This window comes from Flindersiella endophytica (assembly GCF_054779015.1).
Window position 1 is genome coordinate 60813 of the sequence record NZ_BAAGYY010000027.1, and the last position, 15129, is coordinate 75941.

Here is a 15129-nt window from a genome sequence, read left to right on the forward strand (position 1 = left end):
AAGCCACCGGACGGCTTATTTCCCGGCAGGCGCTAGTCGGGGAGCAACGGAACTGTGAAGTCGTCGTCGTGGCCGAGGAGGACGGCGCGGGTGATGGCTTTGGAGCCGAAGCGGTCGCGGACGTTGTCGAGGGCGGCGTCCAACGCGGGGTTTTGGCGGCGGTCGAAGGGCAGGGTGAGCTGGATCGGCGGCGCGTTGTCGAGGTTGGCGACGGCGATGCCGATCAGGGTGAGGCCGCGCGCCTCGATCAGTGGCATCGCCTGGGCCAGCAGGCTGCGCGCGGTCGCCAGCACCAGTGGGGTGTGCGAGGTGGACTGCGGCAGCGTGTGGGACCGCGTGATGCGGGTGTAGTCGTCGAAGCGCAGGCGGAGGACGACTGTGCGGCCGATGCGGTTGGCCGCGCGCATCCGGCGGGTCACCCGGTCGACGAGGCCGACCAGGCTGGAGTCCATGACCGCCGGCGAGGTGAGGCCACGGCCGAGCGCCCGCTGGGCGCCCATCGAGCCGCGGCGCTTGCCAGGCGTCACGACGCGCGGGTCCTCGTTGTGGGCAAGGGCGTAGAGATGCCGTCCCGCCGCTTCACCGGTCAGCTCGACCAGCGTCGCCACGGACAGGCGCGCCACCTGTCCGACCGTGGTCACGCCGTGGTCGCGCAGCTTGCCGGACGTCACCGGGCCGACGCCCCACAGCATCTCCACGGCCAGCGGGTGCAGGAACTCGAGCTCCTTGCCGGGCTCGACCAACAACAGCCCGTCAGGCTTGGCGACCCGGCTGGCCACCTTCGCCAGGAACTTGGTACGCGCGACGCCGACCGTGATCGGGAGCCCGACCTGCTCCGCCACGTCGCGGCGCAGCCGCATCGCGATCTCCATCGGCGGCCCGGCCAGCCGCCACAACCCACCGACATCGAGGAACGCCTCGTCGATCGACAGTCCCTCGACCATCGGTGTGGTGTGGTTGAAGACCTCGAACACGGCCTTGCTGGCGTCGGAGTAAGCGGACATCCTCGGCGACACCACGACCGCGTCCGGGCACAGCCGCCGGGCCTGCGCACCGCCCATCGCCGTCTTGACGCCGCACCGCTTCGCTTCGTAGCTCGCGGCCAGCACGACGCCCGCACCGACGATCACCGGCCGGCCGCGCAGCCGGGGATCGTCCCGCTGCTCGACCGACGCGTAGAACGAGTCGAGGTCGGCGTGCAGGATGTGCGCCTGACCCTTCTCGAACACGTGTTCGAGCTTAACAAAGCCCACCGACACTCGCCAGAAATCTCGTGCGGGAGCGACGAATCCACGCGCCCGCCGGAGTCTCGTTCGCCGTCGGAAGCACTTCGAGCAAGGACGGGAGTCCGAGATGAACGGCATGACAGGCAGGAACGGCATGCGCGCCGGTGACGTCTGGACGTTGGTCCACGCCGAGCGGGCGGCGCTCGCGACCGACCTCACGGGCCTGCGCGACGAGCAGTGGGACACGCGGTCGTTGTGTACGGAAACTGTCGGTGCGGGAGGTCCTGGCCCACCTCACGGCGTCGGCGAGCCTCGGGCCGGTTCGGTGGCTGGCGGGAGTGATCCGGTGCCGGTTCGACTTCGACCGGCAGGTGGCGATGCGGCTGGCCGAGCAACTCGGCGCGGACCCGGCCGAGACACTCGCCCGGTTCCGCCAGGTCGTCACGAGCCGGACCAAGCCGCCGTTGCCGGCGCTCGCGTTGCTGGGCGAGACGATCGTGCACGCGGAGGACATCCGCCGGCCGGTGGGTATCCGGCGCGACTATCCGATCGAGACGGTCACGCGGGTGGCGGAGTACTACCGCGGGACCGATCAGGTGGTGGTCGCACGGAGGCGAGTGCGCGATCTGCGGCTGGTCGCGAGCGACGGCCCGTTCTCGGCGGGCGCCGGCCCTCTGGTGTCGGGCCGTACGGTGGCGTTGGTGATGGCGATGACCGGGCGCCTGGCGTACTGCGACGAACTCGAAGGCGACGGTGTGGAGATCCTGCGCGGGCGCGGCGACTGGCGCTGAGAGCGGCCTGCGCCGATTTTCTCCAAGCACGAGCCGACATGATGCGGCAGCATCGGTGGCATGGTGACCAACCGCACGATGGGTACGGCGAGCGTCGTACCCGCACTCGTCTATCCCGACGTCGCGAAGGCCATCGACTGGCTCTGCGACACGTTCGGCTTCGCCGAGCTGTGGCGGGCGGGCGACCACCGCGCCCGGCTGACGTACGGCAACGGCGTGATCGTCGTCGCCGACGCGACGGGCGGGCGCACGCTCCCCCAGCCCGGCCAGCACACGCACATCGTGATGGTGCAGGTCGACGACGTGGACGCCCACTACGAACATGCCGTCGCCCGTGGCGCCCAGGTCGGCGGCCCGCCGGAGGACCACAGCTACGGCGAACGGCAGTACAGCGCCACCGACCTCGCCGGCCACGGCTGGACGTTCTCCCAGTCCATCGCCGACCTTGCGCCTGAGGACTGGGGCGGCACCTCCGCCGCCGGCTGAGCAGGCGAAGCGGCCGAAGCCGCCGAAGCCGCCGAAGCCGCGGAAGCTGCTTGGACCGCCGTTTCGGCGCCGGATTGGACCTTTCCAACCCGCCCGCGAGCCCGGCAGGCTGAGGTCCATGCGTTTCCAGCACTCCAGCGACATCTGGCGCGACTACCCCGAACTGGCCGCCGGTGCCCTGTTCGCCGACGGCATCCACCCGCAGGCGAGCGTCGACGGCCGGCTCGGCACGTACTACGCCACAGCGGACGCGCGGCTGGCCGACGCCGGCTCCGAGAGCCAGCTGCCGGAGATCCAGGCCTGGCGCCGCGCGTTCGCGAGGATGGGGCTCAAGCCCACGCAGTACCGCTGCGCCTCCGAGTCGCTCCTGCGCCGATACAAGAAGGAACGCGAGCTCCCCCGCCTGCACCCCCTCGTCGACCTCTGCAACGCGATCTCTCTCGCGTTCGCGATCCCCGTCGCCGTGCTCGACGTCGGGAAACTGACAGGCGTGATCGAGGTCCGCTACGCCCACGGCGACGAGGCCTACGAGACGTTCCAAGGCGAGCTGGAGCACCCGGAGCAGAACGAGGTGATCTTCGCCGACGACGCGAACCGCGCGCACGCACGCCGCTGGACCAACCGGCAGAGCGGCCACTCCGCCGTGCGAGCCGAGACCGGCAGCGTCCTGATCGTCGCCGAGGCGATGCACGAGACCGGCGACGCCGACCTGCCCAAGCTGATCGAGACGATCGCCGACGAGCTCGCCGCCTGCTGGTCCATCCGTCCGGCCGGCACCATCCTCACCCCCGCCCAACCCAGCTTCGAATTTCCGGGCTGACGCGTAACGTCCGATCCGGCTATGGTCGGAGGCATGTCCGTTATGCCGCCGGAGCGGAACGACGCATCCCGCCCGTCCTGGACGCTGATCGGGCCCGCATTCGCCACGATCATCGGCCTGTTCCAGCTGACGGTGGTGTTCTTCGGCACCGATCCGACGACGCCGATCCAGCTCGATCTCGGCTTGTCGGGCACCGCGTTCCTCATCCAGGCGTTCCTCGCCTACCTCGTCGCGGCCGCGATCGCGTTTCCGCTCGGACTCCGGTTCGGCGCGCGGGCTCAGACAGCGGTGACCCTGCCGGCAGTCTTCCTCATGCTCGCCGGCGTGCTGCTGATCGCGTTCGCCAGTGGCGCCGGCCTGTTGACAGCCGGCCGGGTCGTCACCGGCCTCGGCGCGGGCGCGGCTGCCGGCGTGACCACGGCGTTGCTACGCACGACCAGCCGGCGAGCCGTCGTGGCCGCAGTGACAGCAGTGCTCGGAGTCGTCGCCGTGGTGATCGCCCCGTTCGTCAACCAGGCGATCGCCTCCACCACCAGCTTCCGCCTGACCTACCTCGCGGCGGTGCCGTTCGTAATCCTCGCGCTCCTGGTCAACGCCGTCGTCGGCATCGTGCTCGTCGCCGCGCGGAAGCAACCCGCGCAGCCGGCCTACGTGCCCAGCACCACCCGCAGGTGAGCCGGCGCGGAGTCGCGGGTACGCAGGGCGATCGGCAGCACCAGGTGCCGTACGTCGCCGGACGGCTCGGCGCCTGAGATGCGCGAGTGCAGGAGCCGGGCGGCCTCCACTCCCATCTCCCGCGACGGCAGGACGGCGGCGACGGCGGTGAGCGGCAGGATGTCGAAAGGTCCGGCCTGGTCCATGCCCGCGAGCTCCACCCGCCCGGGCGCGTCGATGCCGAGCTCCACCAGGTCCGCGACGACCCGCGCGAGCGCATAGCCGTTCGCGCACAGCAGCACGGTCGGCGGCTCGGCGAGGTTCAGCAATGTCTCCAGGATCTCCCGCCGCGCGTACCGCCGCATCACCGTAAGCTCCGGCCGGACGGGGATCCCGCTCTCGCGCAGAGCCTGCAGATGACCGGTCAACCGGTCACGTACGCTCGTGCACTCGGTCTCGTCCCACAACGTCGCGATCCGCCGGTGCCCCATCTCGATCAGCGCCTTGGTGACCTCGAACCCGACTGCCAGGTTGTCGACCAGAACCGCGTCGGTCGCGACGTCGGAGCGATAACGGTCGACCAGCACGAGCGGCACCCCGCTGGCGCGTACCTCCTCATACGCCTCGACGTTCGCGTTCCCCTCGGCCGGATAGATCACGATGCCGCTGGCGTGGGAGTCGAGTGCCTCGCGCAGCGCCGTCCGTTCCCGTTCCGTATCGTCGTTGCAGTGCGTGAGAAACAGCCGGTAGCCGAGGTCCGCGCAGGTGTTCTCCAACCCGCCGAGCAGCGCGCTCACATGTGGTCCGTGCCCCTGCAGGATGCACGCGACGGCCGGCGGCTGCTCACCCGATGACCGGCGCGCCGACGCCGCGGCCGAAGCCGGCGAAGCGGCGCGCTCGGCGACGAAGGTGCCCTTGCCCTGCTTGCGGATCAGCACGCCCTCGGTCACCAGCTCGTTCAGGGCGCGGACGGCCGTGGTCGCGCTCACGCCGAACTCCTCGCGCACGCGCCGTTCGGTGACGAACGGAGTGTCCGGCGAGTAGTCGCCGCGGGCGATGGTCTCCCGCAGCGCCTGCTTGACCCGCTGGTACGCGGGGATCCGTGGCTCGTCTGGCGTCACACCGCCAACTCTGCCCCTGACTGCCGAACTCCTGATCACCGCATCGCCGGACGCCTCATCACTTCCGGAATTCACCACGTTAACCCCTCCGCGCGCATCGTCGAGCTGTCCAGATCGGCCAGGTAGGCAGGATTGACGACTTAACACGTTAACACTATGTTTCCGAGCACGAGATCAGCAACAGGGAGGGCATTCATGGTCAGTCCACTCAGCCGGCGACAGCTCCTCACCGGCGCCACCGGTGCCCTACTGGCGACCGTCACCGCCGGTTCGCTGAGCGCCTGCGGCGGCGACGACGGTGGCTCGGCTTCGAAGGGCCCGTTCACGTTCACCTACCTGCGCCCGACCTGGGGCCCGGCGACCTACACCAAGAACGGCGCGTACGAGAAGGAGCTGGAGAGGCGCGCGAAGGTCGATATCGACGTCCAGATCATCCCGGTCATCGACTTCGACACCAAGGTCAACACGATCCTCGCCTCCGGCGACATCCCCGACGTGCTCTGGGGCCTCGGCCCGATCTCGGGTGTGTGGAAGGAGGCCCAGGACGAGGGCGCGTTCGCGCCGATCGACGAGCACCTCGAGAAGCACCCGGCCGTACGCAAAGCGGTGCCCGACAATATCTGGGAGCTGCTGAAGGACGAGAAGGGCGACACCTACTTCATCCCGAACCTGATCTGGCCGCAGGTGCCGTTCTCGCTCTACTACCGCCAGGACCTCTTCGACCAGGCCGGCCTCGAGGAGCCGAAGACGCTCGAGGACTTCGTGCGGACGCTGGAGCGGATCAAGCAGAAGTACCCCGACCGCATCCCGTTCACGATCGGGTACGAGTGGCACACCAAGGAGCTCGCCACGTCGTTCGGCGTCGCCAAGAGCGGCTGGGAGCCCGACCCGAACGACCAGGACACGCTGATCCCGTGGTTCATGAAGGAGAAGGAGATCGAGCTCTACTTCTGGCTGCAGGACCTGCACAAGCGCGGACTGCTCGACCCCGACTACGGCGTCAACAAGGAACCGAACTTCTCCACCAACAAGCTCAAGGCCGGCAAGGCCGTGATGGCCGTCGAGCACTGGGGCGCGTACACCGACATCGTCACCAACCTCGCCAAGGTCGACAAGAAGGGCAGGATCGGCGTCGTCTCGCCGCTCGGTGAGCTCGGCGGCAGCCGCCAGGTGTTCCCGATGGACCGCGGCTTCTACGTGTCGGCGAAGCTGAAGGACCCGGGGCGTTTCTTCGACTTCCTGGAGTACACCCTGACCGACGGCTCGAACTTCCGCCGTTTCGGCCTGCCCGGGAAGACCTACCACGTCAAGGCCGGCAAGAACGTCCCGATTCCGGACGTCGACCGCGCCAACGCCTACAAGGGCCCGCAGATCGAGCCGCTGTCGTTCCTCGGCGACTTCTCCGAGAAGCTCGACTGGGACGCTACGAAGCTCAGCTTCGAGGCCGCCGGCGTGAGCGACCGGTTCGACTACATCAAGCAGAAGTTCGAGGCGTACACCGGCAAGGAGTACCCCGACTTCCGCGACCCCACGGTGATCTCGCCGACCGAGGCCGAGCAGGGCACGCGGCTGTACGAGGACCACATCCAGAAGGTCGCCGAGAGCAGCATCATCAACCACAAGGTCACCCGCGAGGACTGGGACAACGCGGTCGAGAAGTGGAAGTCCGGTGGCGGCGGCAAGATCCTCGAGGAGGTCAACTCCCTGCAGAAGGACAAGTCGCGACCGGACTACGCCGCTTCATGAAGCTCGCGACCCAGAGCGCTGTCCCAGGAAGGATCACGGCCAGAGCGAAGGCGAAGGCCAAGCTGGCTTGGCGATCTCGCTGGATCTACCTGCTGGTCCTGCCCACGATCGTCTACTTCGTGGTCTTCGCCTACGTCCCGATGATCGGCCTGCAGATCGCGTTCAAGGATTTCAAGGTCTTCTCGGGGATGTGGGAGAGCCCATGGGTCGGGTTCGAACACTTCGAGACACTGTTCGCGTCCGACAAGTTCCCCGAGCTGATCCGCAACACGCTGCTGATCAGCCTGTACCGCATCGTGTTCGGCTTCCCGGTGCCGATCATCTTCGCGCTGCTGCTGAACGAGGTTCGCCGGATGTGGTTCAAGCGCGGCGTGCAGACGGTGACGTACTTCCCGCACTTCCTTTCCTGGGTGGTGTTCGCGGGCATCATCGTCAACCTCTTCGGGCCGACCGGCATCCTGAACACCCTGATCGTCGACGCCGGCGGTGATCGGGTCAACTTCCTCACCAACCCCGACACGTTCCGCTCGGTGCTCGTGCTGACCGGCATCATGAAGGAGTTCGGCTGGGGCGCGATCATCTACCTGGCAGCGCTTTCGGGCATCGACGCCAACCTGTACGAAGCGGCCAGGGTGGACGGCGCGGGCAAACTGCGGCAGATCTGGCACATCACGCTGCCAGGTCTTCGACCGGTGATGGCCGTGCTCCTCGTGCTGTCGCTGGGCAACCTCCTCGACGCCGGCTTCGACCAGGTGTTCCAGCTCTACAACGGCGCGGTACTCGAGGTCGGCGACATCATCGACACCTACGTCTACCGGGTCGGGCTGCTCGACGCGCAGTTCGAGCTCGCGACCGCGGTCGGCCTGTTCAAGGGTGTGGTCGGGCTCGTCATGATCCTGGCGGCGAACCTCGTGCTACGCAGAATGGGGCAGCGTTCCATATGGTGACGAGAATGGACCCCGACGCCGGCCTGGTGAGCCGCAAGGAGGTCACCAGGCGGCGATCGGCGCTCGACAGGAATCCCTGGTGGGCCGACGCGCTCATCTACGCCGTGCTGGTCCTGCTCGGCCTCCTGACGTTGCTGCCGATGCTGAACATCCTGGCGAAGTCGTTCAGCGGCAGCTCGGCGATCGCGGAGCATCCGCTGATGCTGGTGCCGGAGGCGTGGACGTTCGACGCGTATCAGTACATCTTCGAGACGCCGGTTCTGATGCGAAGCTTCGGCATCACGGTGTTCGCGACCGTCGTGGGCACCGCGCTCAACCTGGTGTTCACCACGACGGCGGCGTACGGCTTGTCGAAGACGCACATTCCCGGCTACCGGATCCTGATGTGGATCGTGATCGTGCCGATGCTGTTCGGCGCCGGGCTGATCCCGACGTACCTGCTGCTGAAGCAGCTCGGCCTGATCAACAGCATCTGGGTGCTGGTGGTCTACGGCCTGGTGTCACCGTTCAACCTCATCCTGATGCGCAACTTCTTCTGGAGCATCCCGCGCGAGATCGAGGAGTCGGCACGCATCGACGGCGCCGGCGACCTGCGCGTGCTGTGGCACATCATCCTGCCGCTGTCGAAGCCCGTGATCGCGACGATCGGCCTGTTCTACGGTGTCGCGCACTGGAACGACTTCTTCACGGGGTTGTTCTTCCTCACCGACAGCTCGAAGTTTCCGCTGCAGGTCGTGCTGCGCTCGATCATCATCGACCAGAGCATGCTCGGCATGGGCGGATCCAACGCACCGAACAACGACCTCCAGCAGATCGTGGTGTCGGCCGACAACATCCGGGCGGCGACCATCATCTTCTCGACGGTTCCGATCCTGCTGGCTTATCCCTTTCTGCAACGCTATTTCGTCAAGGGCATCATTCTCGGAGCGGTCAAGGGTTAGGAGAGACCCAATGTCCGTACGGCTCCCTCTACTGGCGGCCCTGGCCGTCGCCGCTGCCGCGTTGGCGCCATTCCCCGCAGCCGCGGAGCCTGTCATGTACCCGAGCGGCGTCGGCGCCGACCTGGGCGCGACGCCGACCACGCTTGGGATCCAAGCTCACGCCGGTGACAACGCCGAGGGCCTGCAGACCGGTACGAACTACTGGAAGACCAACTACGCCGCCGACACCCGCTACTTCCTGTTCGACCTCGACCAGGAGTACGTCGACGGCCTCGCCGACGACGACGTGAGCGTGAGCGTCACGTACCTCGACACCGGCACTGGCGAGCTCGCCATGCAGTACGACACCGGTAGCGATCCGCAGCCGAGCGCGACGCTCGCACTGGGCGACACCGGCCAGTGGAAGACCGGCACGTTCTACCTGACCGGCGTGAGGTTCGGCAACGGGATCAATGGTGCCGATCTCGAGCTCGGCCTCGCCGACCCGGCCGCGGCGCAGGACATCACGGTGTCGTCGATCCGCGTCAGCACGGCCGGCGCCCGCGTCGACTTCGGCGCGGTGCCCAGGCAGGACCGGATCTCGGTACGCGCCGGCGACCAGGCCGAGGGTCTCGTCACGGGAACGCTCGACGGCCGGTCGTACTGGCAGAGCAACCGCACCTCGCCGGCGCCGAGCACCTTGTACTTCTATCTGAACGTCGACGACACCTTCCTGTACGACAACCGGAACAGGGTGCTCATCAGCGTGGACTACTTCGACGAGGGCAACGGGTCGTTCCTGCTGCAGTACGACTCGCCGGGTGAGGAACTCGGCGACAAGTTCAAGAACTCGCCGGTCTTCGCCTACGGCGACACCAAGACCTGGAAGACGCACACGTTCGGGCTGGACGACGCCATCCTCACCAACCGGTCCAATGGCTCCGACCTGCGGATCGCGCTCGGCGGCTCACCGGTGGAGATGAAGGTCGCGGCGGTGAAGGTGGCGGTCGTCGCCGCCGAGCTCGACGTGAAACAAGGCCTCCGCGCGCTCGCCGGCGACGCGTCGCGCACGTTGCGGACGGCCAGGGAGGGCGACCGCGACGGCCAGTATCCCGTCGGATCGAAGGCCACGCTCGCCGGCGCGATCGACTCCGCGCAAGGCGTTCTCGACGATCCGGACGCGCCCGAGGCCGAGGTCAAGATGGCGCTGCACGACCTGTACGACACACTGCAGGCGTTCCTGGACAAGGTGGTCGACACCAACCTCACCGGCGACGCGACCGCGACGGCGAGCAGCAGCGCGAGTGGAAGCCCTGCCGGGCAGGCGATCGACGGCGACGACAACACGGCGTGGACGAGCGCGGCGGGTGCCGGCGGGGAGTGGCTGCTGATCGATCTCGGCCGGGCGCAGCCGGTCAACGAGGTGCGTGTGGCCTGGGGAGCCGGCTACTCCCCCGACTACACGATCGAGCTGTCCGAGGACGGCTCCGCCTACTCCGCTGCCGGTCGCTGGGGCGCGACCGGCGGTGGGAGTACGTCCCGGACGCGGTTCGCGACCACGACCGCGCGCTACGTCCGGCTGGTCGCGCACGGGTACGGCGAAGGCTCCGACTCCTTCTCCGTAAGGGAGCTGGAGATCCGCAACCTGCGCATCGTGCCGCCGAGACCGGCGCTGGTCAAGACGGCGTTCCCGACCGAGGACGCGGTGGTCGCCGACTACAACGTGCTCGACTACGGCGCCGACCGTACCGGCCGGCAGGACTCCACCAAGGCGATCCAGCGCGCGATCTACGACTGCTACGACGCCGGTGGCGGCACGGTCTGGCTGCCGGCCGGAACGTACAAGGTCAGCGACACGATCGAGGTGCACGCGTTCTGCACTGTCCGCGGCGACCGGCGTGATCCCGACGCCGGCAGTGGCGGCTACGGAACGGTCGTGGTGGCCGACCTGCCGCCAGGCGCCGACGGGCCGGCGCTGTTCCGGATCGGCGGCAGCGCCGGTGTGATGGGCGTGACGACGTACTATCCGCGGCAGAGCGCCACCGAGCCGGTGCCGTACAACTTCACCTTCGAGATCCCAGGTGGCGCCTGGATCGGCACCGAGAACTACATGATGGCGACAGTCTCCGACGTCACGATGCTCAACTCCTACAAGGGAATCGGCATCAGCACGATGCCGAGCGACGGCGGCGCGGCACCGAGCTCCGGGCAGGTGCACGAGTCGTCGACGATCCGCAACGTCAAGGGCACGGCGCTGCTCGAGGGCGCGCGAGCCTACAACGGCGCCGACGTCGGCACCTGGGAGAACGTCACGTTCTCCAATGCCTACTGGGCATCGGCGCCGAAGGAGTTCCGTCCGCCGGCGCGGCCCGCACTGGACGCCTGGACGCGAGCCAACGGGACGGCGTTCGCGCTCGGCGACCTGGAGTGGGAGCAGCTCTACCGGCTCTCGGCAGCCGACTACAAGGTCGGCATCCACATCGTCCCCGGCCAGCGGATCAGCTTCGCCGGCAGCTTCCTGCAGACCGAGATCCGGCGGACGGACGTGGCACTGAAGGTCGAGAACTTCGACTCGCGCTGGGGGCTCGTCTTCTCCGGCGGTGTCCTGGAAGGCAGCACGCACGCGATCGACAACGGCTCGGAAGGCTTCGTGAAGGTCACCGGAGCAAAGCTCATCGGCGACACGGCCGGCAGGGTTCCGATCCTTGCGGGCACGCCTCCCACGTACGAACAGAGGCCGTTGCCGAAGCCCGCGCGGGCCGTGTTGTACGACGCGACCAAGGCGCCGTTCAACGCACCGCGAGGCACGGCATACCTGCCAGTGCAGGACGCGACGCAGGCTGTGCAGCGCGCGCTCGACCAGGCCGGGGCCGACGGCGGCGGGATCGTCTACCTGCCGGCGGGCTGGTACCGCATCTCCACTCACCTTCGGATTCCGGCGAACGTCGAGCTGCGTGGCGCGTCGGCGGTGCCCAACCGTGACCAGCTCGGCGCGAGCGGCGGCACCGTGCTGATGGCGTTCGAAGGCCGCGGCACCACGAACCCCGAGTCGGCGACCGCGCTGCTCACGCTGGCCGGCAACCGGGCGGGCGTACGCGGGCTGCGCGTCTTCTATCCGGAGAACAACCCGGCGGCCGCCGAAGGACTCGTGCCCTACCCGTACGCGGTCCGAGGCGACGGCAACGAGACCTACGTCGTCAACGCCGGCATGCCGAACGCGTGGAACGGTGTCGACTTCGCCACCCACGCCAACGACGGCTTCGTCGTACGGAAGCTCACCGGCGCGTTCTTCAACCACACCGTGCACGTCGGCGCGAGCGACCGCGGGCGCATCGAAGGCCTGCTGTCGAACGGCAACGCGATCGCGCGTGTCGGCTACCTGCGCCCGAACTGGGTGGCCGAGCGCGACATCTTCCCGCAGGTGATCGACACGTACATGCGCACGCGGTCGGAGCTCGTGACCGTCGACGGCGCGAGTCGCCTCACGGTGCTGAACGCGTTCGGCTACGGCTTCCACGAGGGGCTCGTCGTGCAGTCGGGCGAGGTGACCGCGTACGACTTCGGCACCGACAACCTCGGCGCCGACGGGCACACCGTGCAGGTCGGCTCAGGCCAGGTGACGGTGACGAACCTGCTGCGCTACAACGGCACGACGAGCAGCGGACCGGCCCGGCTGTACAACATCATGGCGATCAACCTCGTGCAGCACGCGGTGACCACGGCGGTCGCGCCGGCGGGCGCGGGCACGGTCGCGCTGACCGGCAACGAGACCGAGCCGGGCAGGTACGAGCACGGCAGCCAGGTCACCGCGACGGCCCGTGCCGCGCGTGGCTACACGTTCGTGAACTGGACGGCGAACGGCACCGTGGTGGCGACCTCGCCGGCGCTGACGGTCACTGTCGACGCCGACCTCGACCTGCGGGCGAACTTCACGACAGCTGGAAGCTGAGCAGAACGCAGTCACCGATCCGGCGCGACTCGGTGAGGTGCAGGCGGCCGGGTGGATAACGCCCGGCCGCCACGAACCGCGGAGCCTTCGGGTCGCCGACGAACAACGGCGCGACCACCAGCTGCAGCTCGTCGGCCAGGCCTGCGGTGAGGAACTCCGTGTGCACGCGGCCGCCACCCTCGACCATCAGCCGGCGGACGCCCCTGGCGTACAGGTCTGCGAGCACGGCCGGCAGGTCGAGCGGATCACCCGCGGCGACCACGGTGGCGACGCCGCCGAGGTTCGCCCTGGCCGGCTCGAGCGCGGATTCGCCAACGTAGACGAGCTTCTCGCCGTCGCCGGTGGTGAAGAACCGCGACTGCGAGTCGAGCTCGCCGCGCGCGGTCAGCGCGACCTTCACCGGGTTCTCGGCCAGCCCTCGCGCCACCCTGGACGCCCGGCGGACGGGTGAACGGACGAGCAGCCGCGGGTCGTCGGCGCGGATCGTGCCGGCACCGACGAGGATCGCGTCGACGCTCGAGCGGACCTCGTCCACGCGGTCGAAGTCCTCGTCGTTGGACAGCAACAGCCGCTGGTCACTCTTGTCGTCGAGGTAGCCGTCGATCGACATCGCCGCCGACAGCACGACGTAAGGCCGCGCAGGCTTCGGCTCAGGCACGACTGCGGCCGATCCGGTCGAGCCACTCCGCCAGCAGGCCGCGTTCGGCTTCGGAGAGCACGTCGCCGAGGTTCGGCAGCGCGGCCTTCAGCGCAACCGCGTGGCTGGCCGCGCTGGGCTTGCGTGCGCTCGATCGCCCACGCTGCGGGTCGAGCGTGATGGCGGAGAGGATTGCCTCACGGGTACGTTGCGACAGCTCCGGATCGCGTTGGCCGGGTGGCGTGGCGATCAGCGTGAGCACCACGCCGAGTCCGGTCGCGTGCAGCAGCTGCGCGGCTTCCTCGACTCCGAGGCGCAGCCGGCCGGCAGCCGCGATCCGCTCGACCAGGCCGCGTAACAGCTCCGCGGCCTTGGCCGCCGCCTCGAACTGCTGGTCTGGATGGGTCTGGCCGTACATCAGCGAGTAGAGCTCGGGATTCGAGACGCCGAACTCTACGTGCTGATCCCAGCCCTCGCGCAGGTCGTCGACCGGATCGCCGGCCGGTGGGCGGGCGATCTTCTTCTCGAGGTAGGTGGAGAAGCCGTGCGCGGCCACCGCGTCGAGTAGCCCGCGCATGTCGCCGAACAGCCGATAGATCGTCGGCGGCTGCACACCCGCGGCCGCGCTTACCGCGCGCGTCGTCACCGCGTCGCGACCACCGTCGGCCAGCAGCCGGGACGTCGCATCGACGATCCGCTGCCTGGTGTCCGGCTTCTCCTCCACGCCCATGCAATCGATGGTAACACTCGAGCGTTAGCGCCATATTGGTATCGGTGATACGGTCATGACGTTACCACTGGAAAGGGAGATCATGCTGCAACGCAAGCTTGGAACCACGGGCCCAGTCGTCTCGGCGCTGAGCCTCGGCACGATGGGCATGTCAGACGCGTACGGCCCAGCCGACGAGGCCGAGGGCATCGCCACCATCCACGCGGCGCTGGACACCGGCGTCACCTTGCTCGACACCGGAGACTTCTACGGCTCCGGCCACAACGAGTTGCTGATCCGCGAGGCGCTGCGCACACGCAACCGCGACGACGTGCTGATCAGCGTGAAGTTCGGCGGGCGCAAGGACCCGTCGGGTGCATTCCAGCACGCGCCGGCAGAGACTGACGCCGTTGGCGTGAAGGACCGGCTGGCGTACACGCTTCGCCGGCTCGGCACCGACCATGTGGACGTCTACCGGCCGGCCCGGCTCAACCCCAACGTGCCGATCGAGGAGACCGTCGGCGCGATCGCCGAGATGGTCGAGGCGGGTTACGTCCGCCACATCGGGCTGTCGGAGATGGGCGCGGAGACGTTGCGCCGGGCGGCGGCCGTGCACCCGATCGTCGACCTGCAGATCGAGTACTCCCTGCTGTCCAGGGGAATCGAGGCATCGATCCTGCCGACCGCACGTGAGCTCGGCGTGGCAATCACGGCGTACGGCGTGCTGTCGCGCGGTCTGCTCAGCGGCCGCTGGGACCCGTCGCGCGAGCTGGCGGCGGGCGACTTCCGTAACCGCAGCCCACGCTTCCAGGGCGAGAACCTGACGGCGAACCTTCGCCTGGTCGAAGCCCTGCGTGGCGTGGCCGACGGCCTGGGCGTCACGGTGGCACAGGTGGCGATCGCCTGGGTCCTTACCCGCGGCGACGACATCATTCCGCTGATCGGTGCCCGCAGGCGCGAGCAGCTGACCGAATCGCTGGCAGCACAGGAGATCACGCTGTCGGAGCAGGATCTGCGGGCGATCGAGGCCGCCGTCCCACCCGGCGCGGCTGCCGGCCGGCGCTACGACGACGCGCAGTTCGCCAACCTCGACAGCGAACGCTGAGCCCAGGGCATGCCCACG

13 protein-coding genes are annotated in these 15129 nt (G+C 68.5%); 9 read left to right on the plus strand and 4 right to left on the minus strand.

Going from position 1 to position 15129, the window contains the following annotated elements; all coding sequences use genetic code 11:
- Positions 1-32: 32 nt before the first annotated feature.
- On the minus strand, positions 33-1229 hold the full coding sequence (gene dinB / locus ACYVF6_RS32580) for a DNA polymerase IV (RefSeq protein WP_460526736.1): 1197 nt from the start codon (positions 1227-1229) through the stop codon (positions 33-35).
- 269 nt (positions 1230-1498) lie between these two features.
- Here dinB and ACYVF6_RS32585 point away from each other — a divergent pair, with 269 nt between their 5' ends.
- The 4 genes from ACYVF6_RS32585 (at position 1499) to ACYVF6_RS32600 (ending at position 3998) form a co-directional block, all read left to right on the plus strand.
- Positions 1499-2017 (plus strand): maleylpyruvate isomerase mycothiol-dependent enzyme family protein, encoded by a 519-nt coding sequence (locus tag ACYVF6_RS32585; RefSeq protein ID WP_460526738.1) that lies wholly within the window; start codon positions 1499-1501, stop codon positions 2015-2017.
- Positions 2018-2077: 60 nt separating this feature from the next.
- Positions 2078-2503, plus strand: a complete 426-nt coding sequence (locus ACYVF6_RS32590; RefSeq protein WP_460526740.1) for a VOC family protein — start codon at positions 2078-2080, stop codon at positions 2501-2503.
- Between the two features lie 118 nt (positions 2504-2621).
- Positions 2622-3323, plus strand: coding sequence for a B3/B4 domain-containing protein (locus ACYVF6_RS32595; protein ID WP_460526742.1), 702 nt, complete (start codon positions 2622-2624; stop codon positions 3321-3323).
- A 33-nt stretch (positions 3324-3356) separates the two neighbouring features.
- Entirely contained in the window at positions 3357-3998 is a 642-nt protein-coding gene (locus tag ACYVF6_RS32600) for a hypothetical protein (protein WP_460526744.1), read from the plus strand.
- Here ACYVF6_RS32600 and ACYVF6_RS32605 read toward each other — a convergent pair.
- The gene (locus tag ACYVF6_RS32605; protein WP_460526746.1) at positions 3971-5098 is read right to left on the minus strand and encodes a GntR family transcriptional regulator; all 1128 of its coding nucleotides are present in this window, start codon (positions 5096-5098) and stop codon (positions 3971-3973) included. The two genes, ACYVF6_RS32600 and ACYVF6_RS32605, sit on opposite strands and share 28 nt — an antisense overlap.
- Positions 5099-5293: 195 nt before the next feature.
- Here ACYVF6_RS32605 and ACYVF6_RS32610 point away from each other — a divergent pair, with 195 nt between their 5' ends.
- From ACYVF6_RS32610 to ACYVF6_RS32625, 4 genes are read left to right on the plus strand one after another with little or no spacing between them, the layout of a single operon-like run.
- Positions 5294-6844, plus strand: coding sequence for a type 2 periplasmic-binding domain-containing protein (locus tag ACYVF6_RS32610; RefSeq protein ID WP_460526748.1), 1551 nt, complete (start codon positions 5294-5296; stop codon positions 6842-6844).
- Positions 6841-7791: an ABC transporter permease gene (locus ACYVF6_RS32615; protein WP_460526750.1), complete on the plus strand. Its 951-nt coding sequence runs from the start codon at positions 6841-6843 to the stop codon at positions 7789-7791. Before ACYVF6_RS32610 ends, ACYVF6_RS32615 begins: the two co-directional genes overlap by 4 nt.
- Positions 7792-7796: 5 nt before the next feature.
- A complete protein-coding gene (locus ACYVF6_RS32620; RefSeq protein WP_460526752.1) occupies positions 7797-8732 on the plus strand; it encodes a carbohydrate ABC transporter permease in 936 nt (311 codons plus the stop codon).
- Positions 8733-8742: 10 nt separating this feature from the next.
- On the plus strand, positions 8743-12660 hold the full coding sequence (locus tag ACYVF6_RS32625) for a glycosyl hydrolase family 28-related protein (protein WP_460526754.1): 3918 nt from the start codon (positions 8743-8745) through the stop codon (positions 12658-12660).
- On the opposite strand, the gene ACYVF6_RS32630 is transcribed toward ACYVF6_RS32625, so the two are convergent.
- Both ACYVF6_RS32630 and ACYVF6_RS32635 read right to left on the minus strand, forming a co-directional pair.
- A complete protein-coding gene (locus ACYVF6_RS32630) occupies positions 12641-13318 on the minus strand; it encodes a RibD family protein (RefSeq protein ID WP_460526756.1) in 678 nt (225 codons plus the stop codon). The two genes, ACYVF6_RS32625 and ACYVF6_RS32630, sit on opposite strands and share 20 nt — an antisense overlap.
- Positions 13311-14027, minus strand: a complete 717-nt coding sequence (locus tag ACYVF6_RS32635) for a TetR/AcrR family transcriptional regulator (RefSeq protein ID WP_460526758.1) — start codon at positions 14025-14027, stop codon at positions 13311-13313. Before ACYVF6_RS32635 ends, ACYVF6_RS32630 begins: the two co-directional genes overlap by 8 nt.
- A gap of 55 nt (positions 14028-14082) precedes the next feature.
- On the opposite strand from ACYVF6_RS32635, the gene ACYVF6_RS32640 reads away from it, so the two are divergent.
- Entirely contained in the window at positions 14083-15111 is a 1029-nt protein-coding gene (locus ACYVF6_RS32640; protein WP_460526760.1) for an aldo/keto reductase, read from the plus strand.
- Positions 15112-15129: the final 18 nt, after the last annotated feature.

Bases quoted from the DNA above. Each gene is read 5' to 3' on its own strand.
- ACYVF6_RS32625 (WP_460526754.1), top strand. From the start codon at position 8,743: ATGTCCGTACGGCTCCCTCTACTGGCGGCCCTGGCCGTCGCCGCTGCC.
- ACYVF6_RS32595 (WP_460526742.1), top strand. From the start codon at position 2,622: ATGCGTTTCCAGCACTCCAGCGACATCTGGCGCGACTACCCCGAACTG.
- ACYVF6_RS32620 (WP_460526752.1), top strand. From the start codon at position 7,797: ATGGACCCCGACGCCGGCCTGGTGAGCCGCAAGGAGGTCACCAGGCGG.
- ACYVF6_RS32610 (WP_460526748.1), top strand. From the start codon at position 5,294: ATGGTCAGTCCACTCAGCCGGCGACAGCTCCTCACCGGCGCCACCGGT.
- ACYVF6_RS32590 (WP_460526740.1), top strand. From the start codon at position 2,078: ATGGTGACCAACCGCACGATGGGTACGGCGAGCGTCGTACCCGCACTC.
- ACYVF6_RS32615 (WP_460526750.1), top strand. From the start codon at position 6,841: ATGAAGCTCGCGACCCAGAGCGCTGTCCCAGGAAGGATCACGGCCAGA.
- ACYVF6_RS32600 (WP_460526744.1), top strand. From the start codon at position 3,357: ATGTCCGTTATGCCGCCGGAGCGGAACGACGCATCCCGCCCGTCCTGG.
- ACYVF6_RS32635 (WP_460526758.1), bottom strand. From the start codon at position 14,027: ATGGGCGTGGAGGAGAAGCCGGACACCAGGCAGCGGATCGTCGATGCG.
- ACYVF6_RS32640 (WP_460526760.1), top strand. From the start codon at position 14,083: ATGACGTTACCACTGGAAAGGGAGATCATGCTGCAACGCAAGCTTGGA.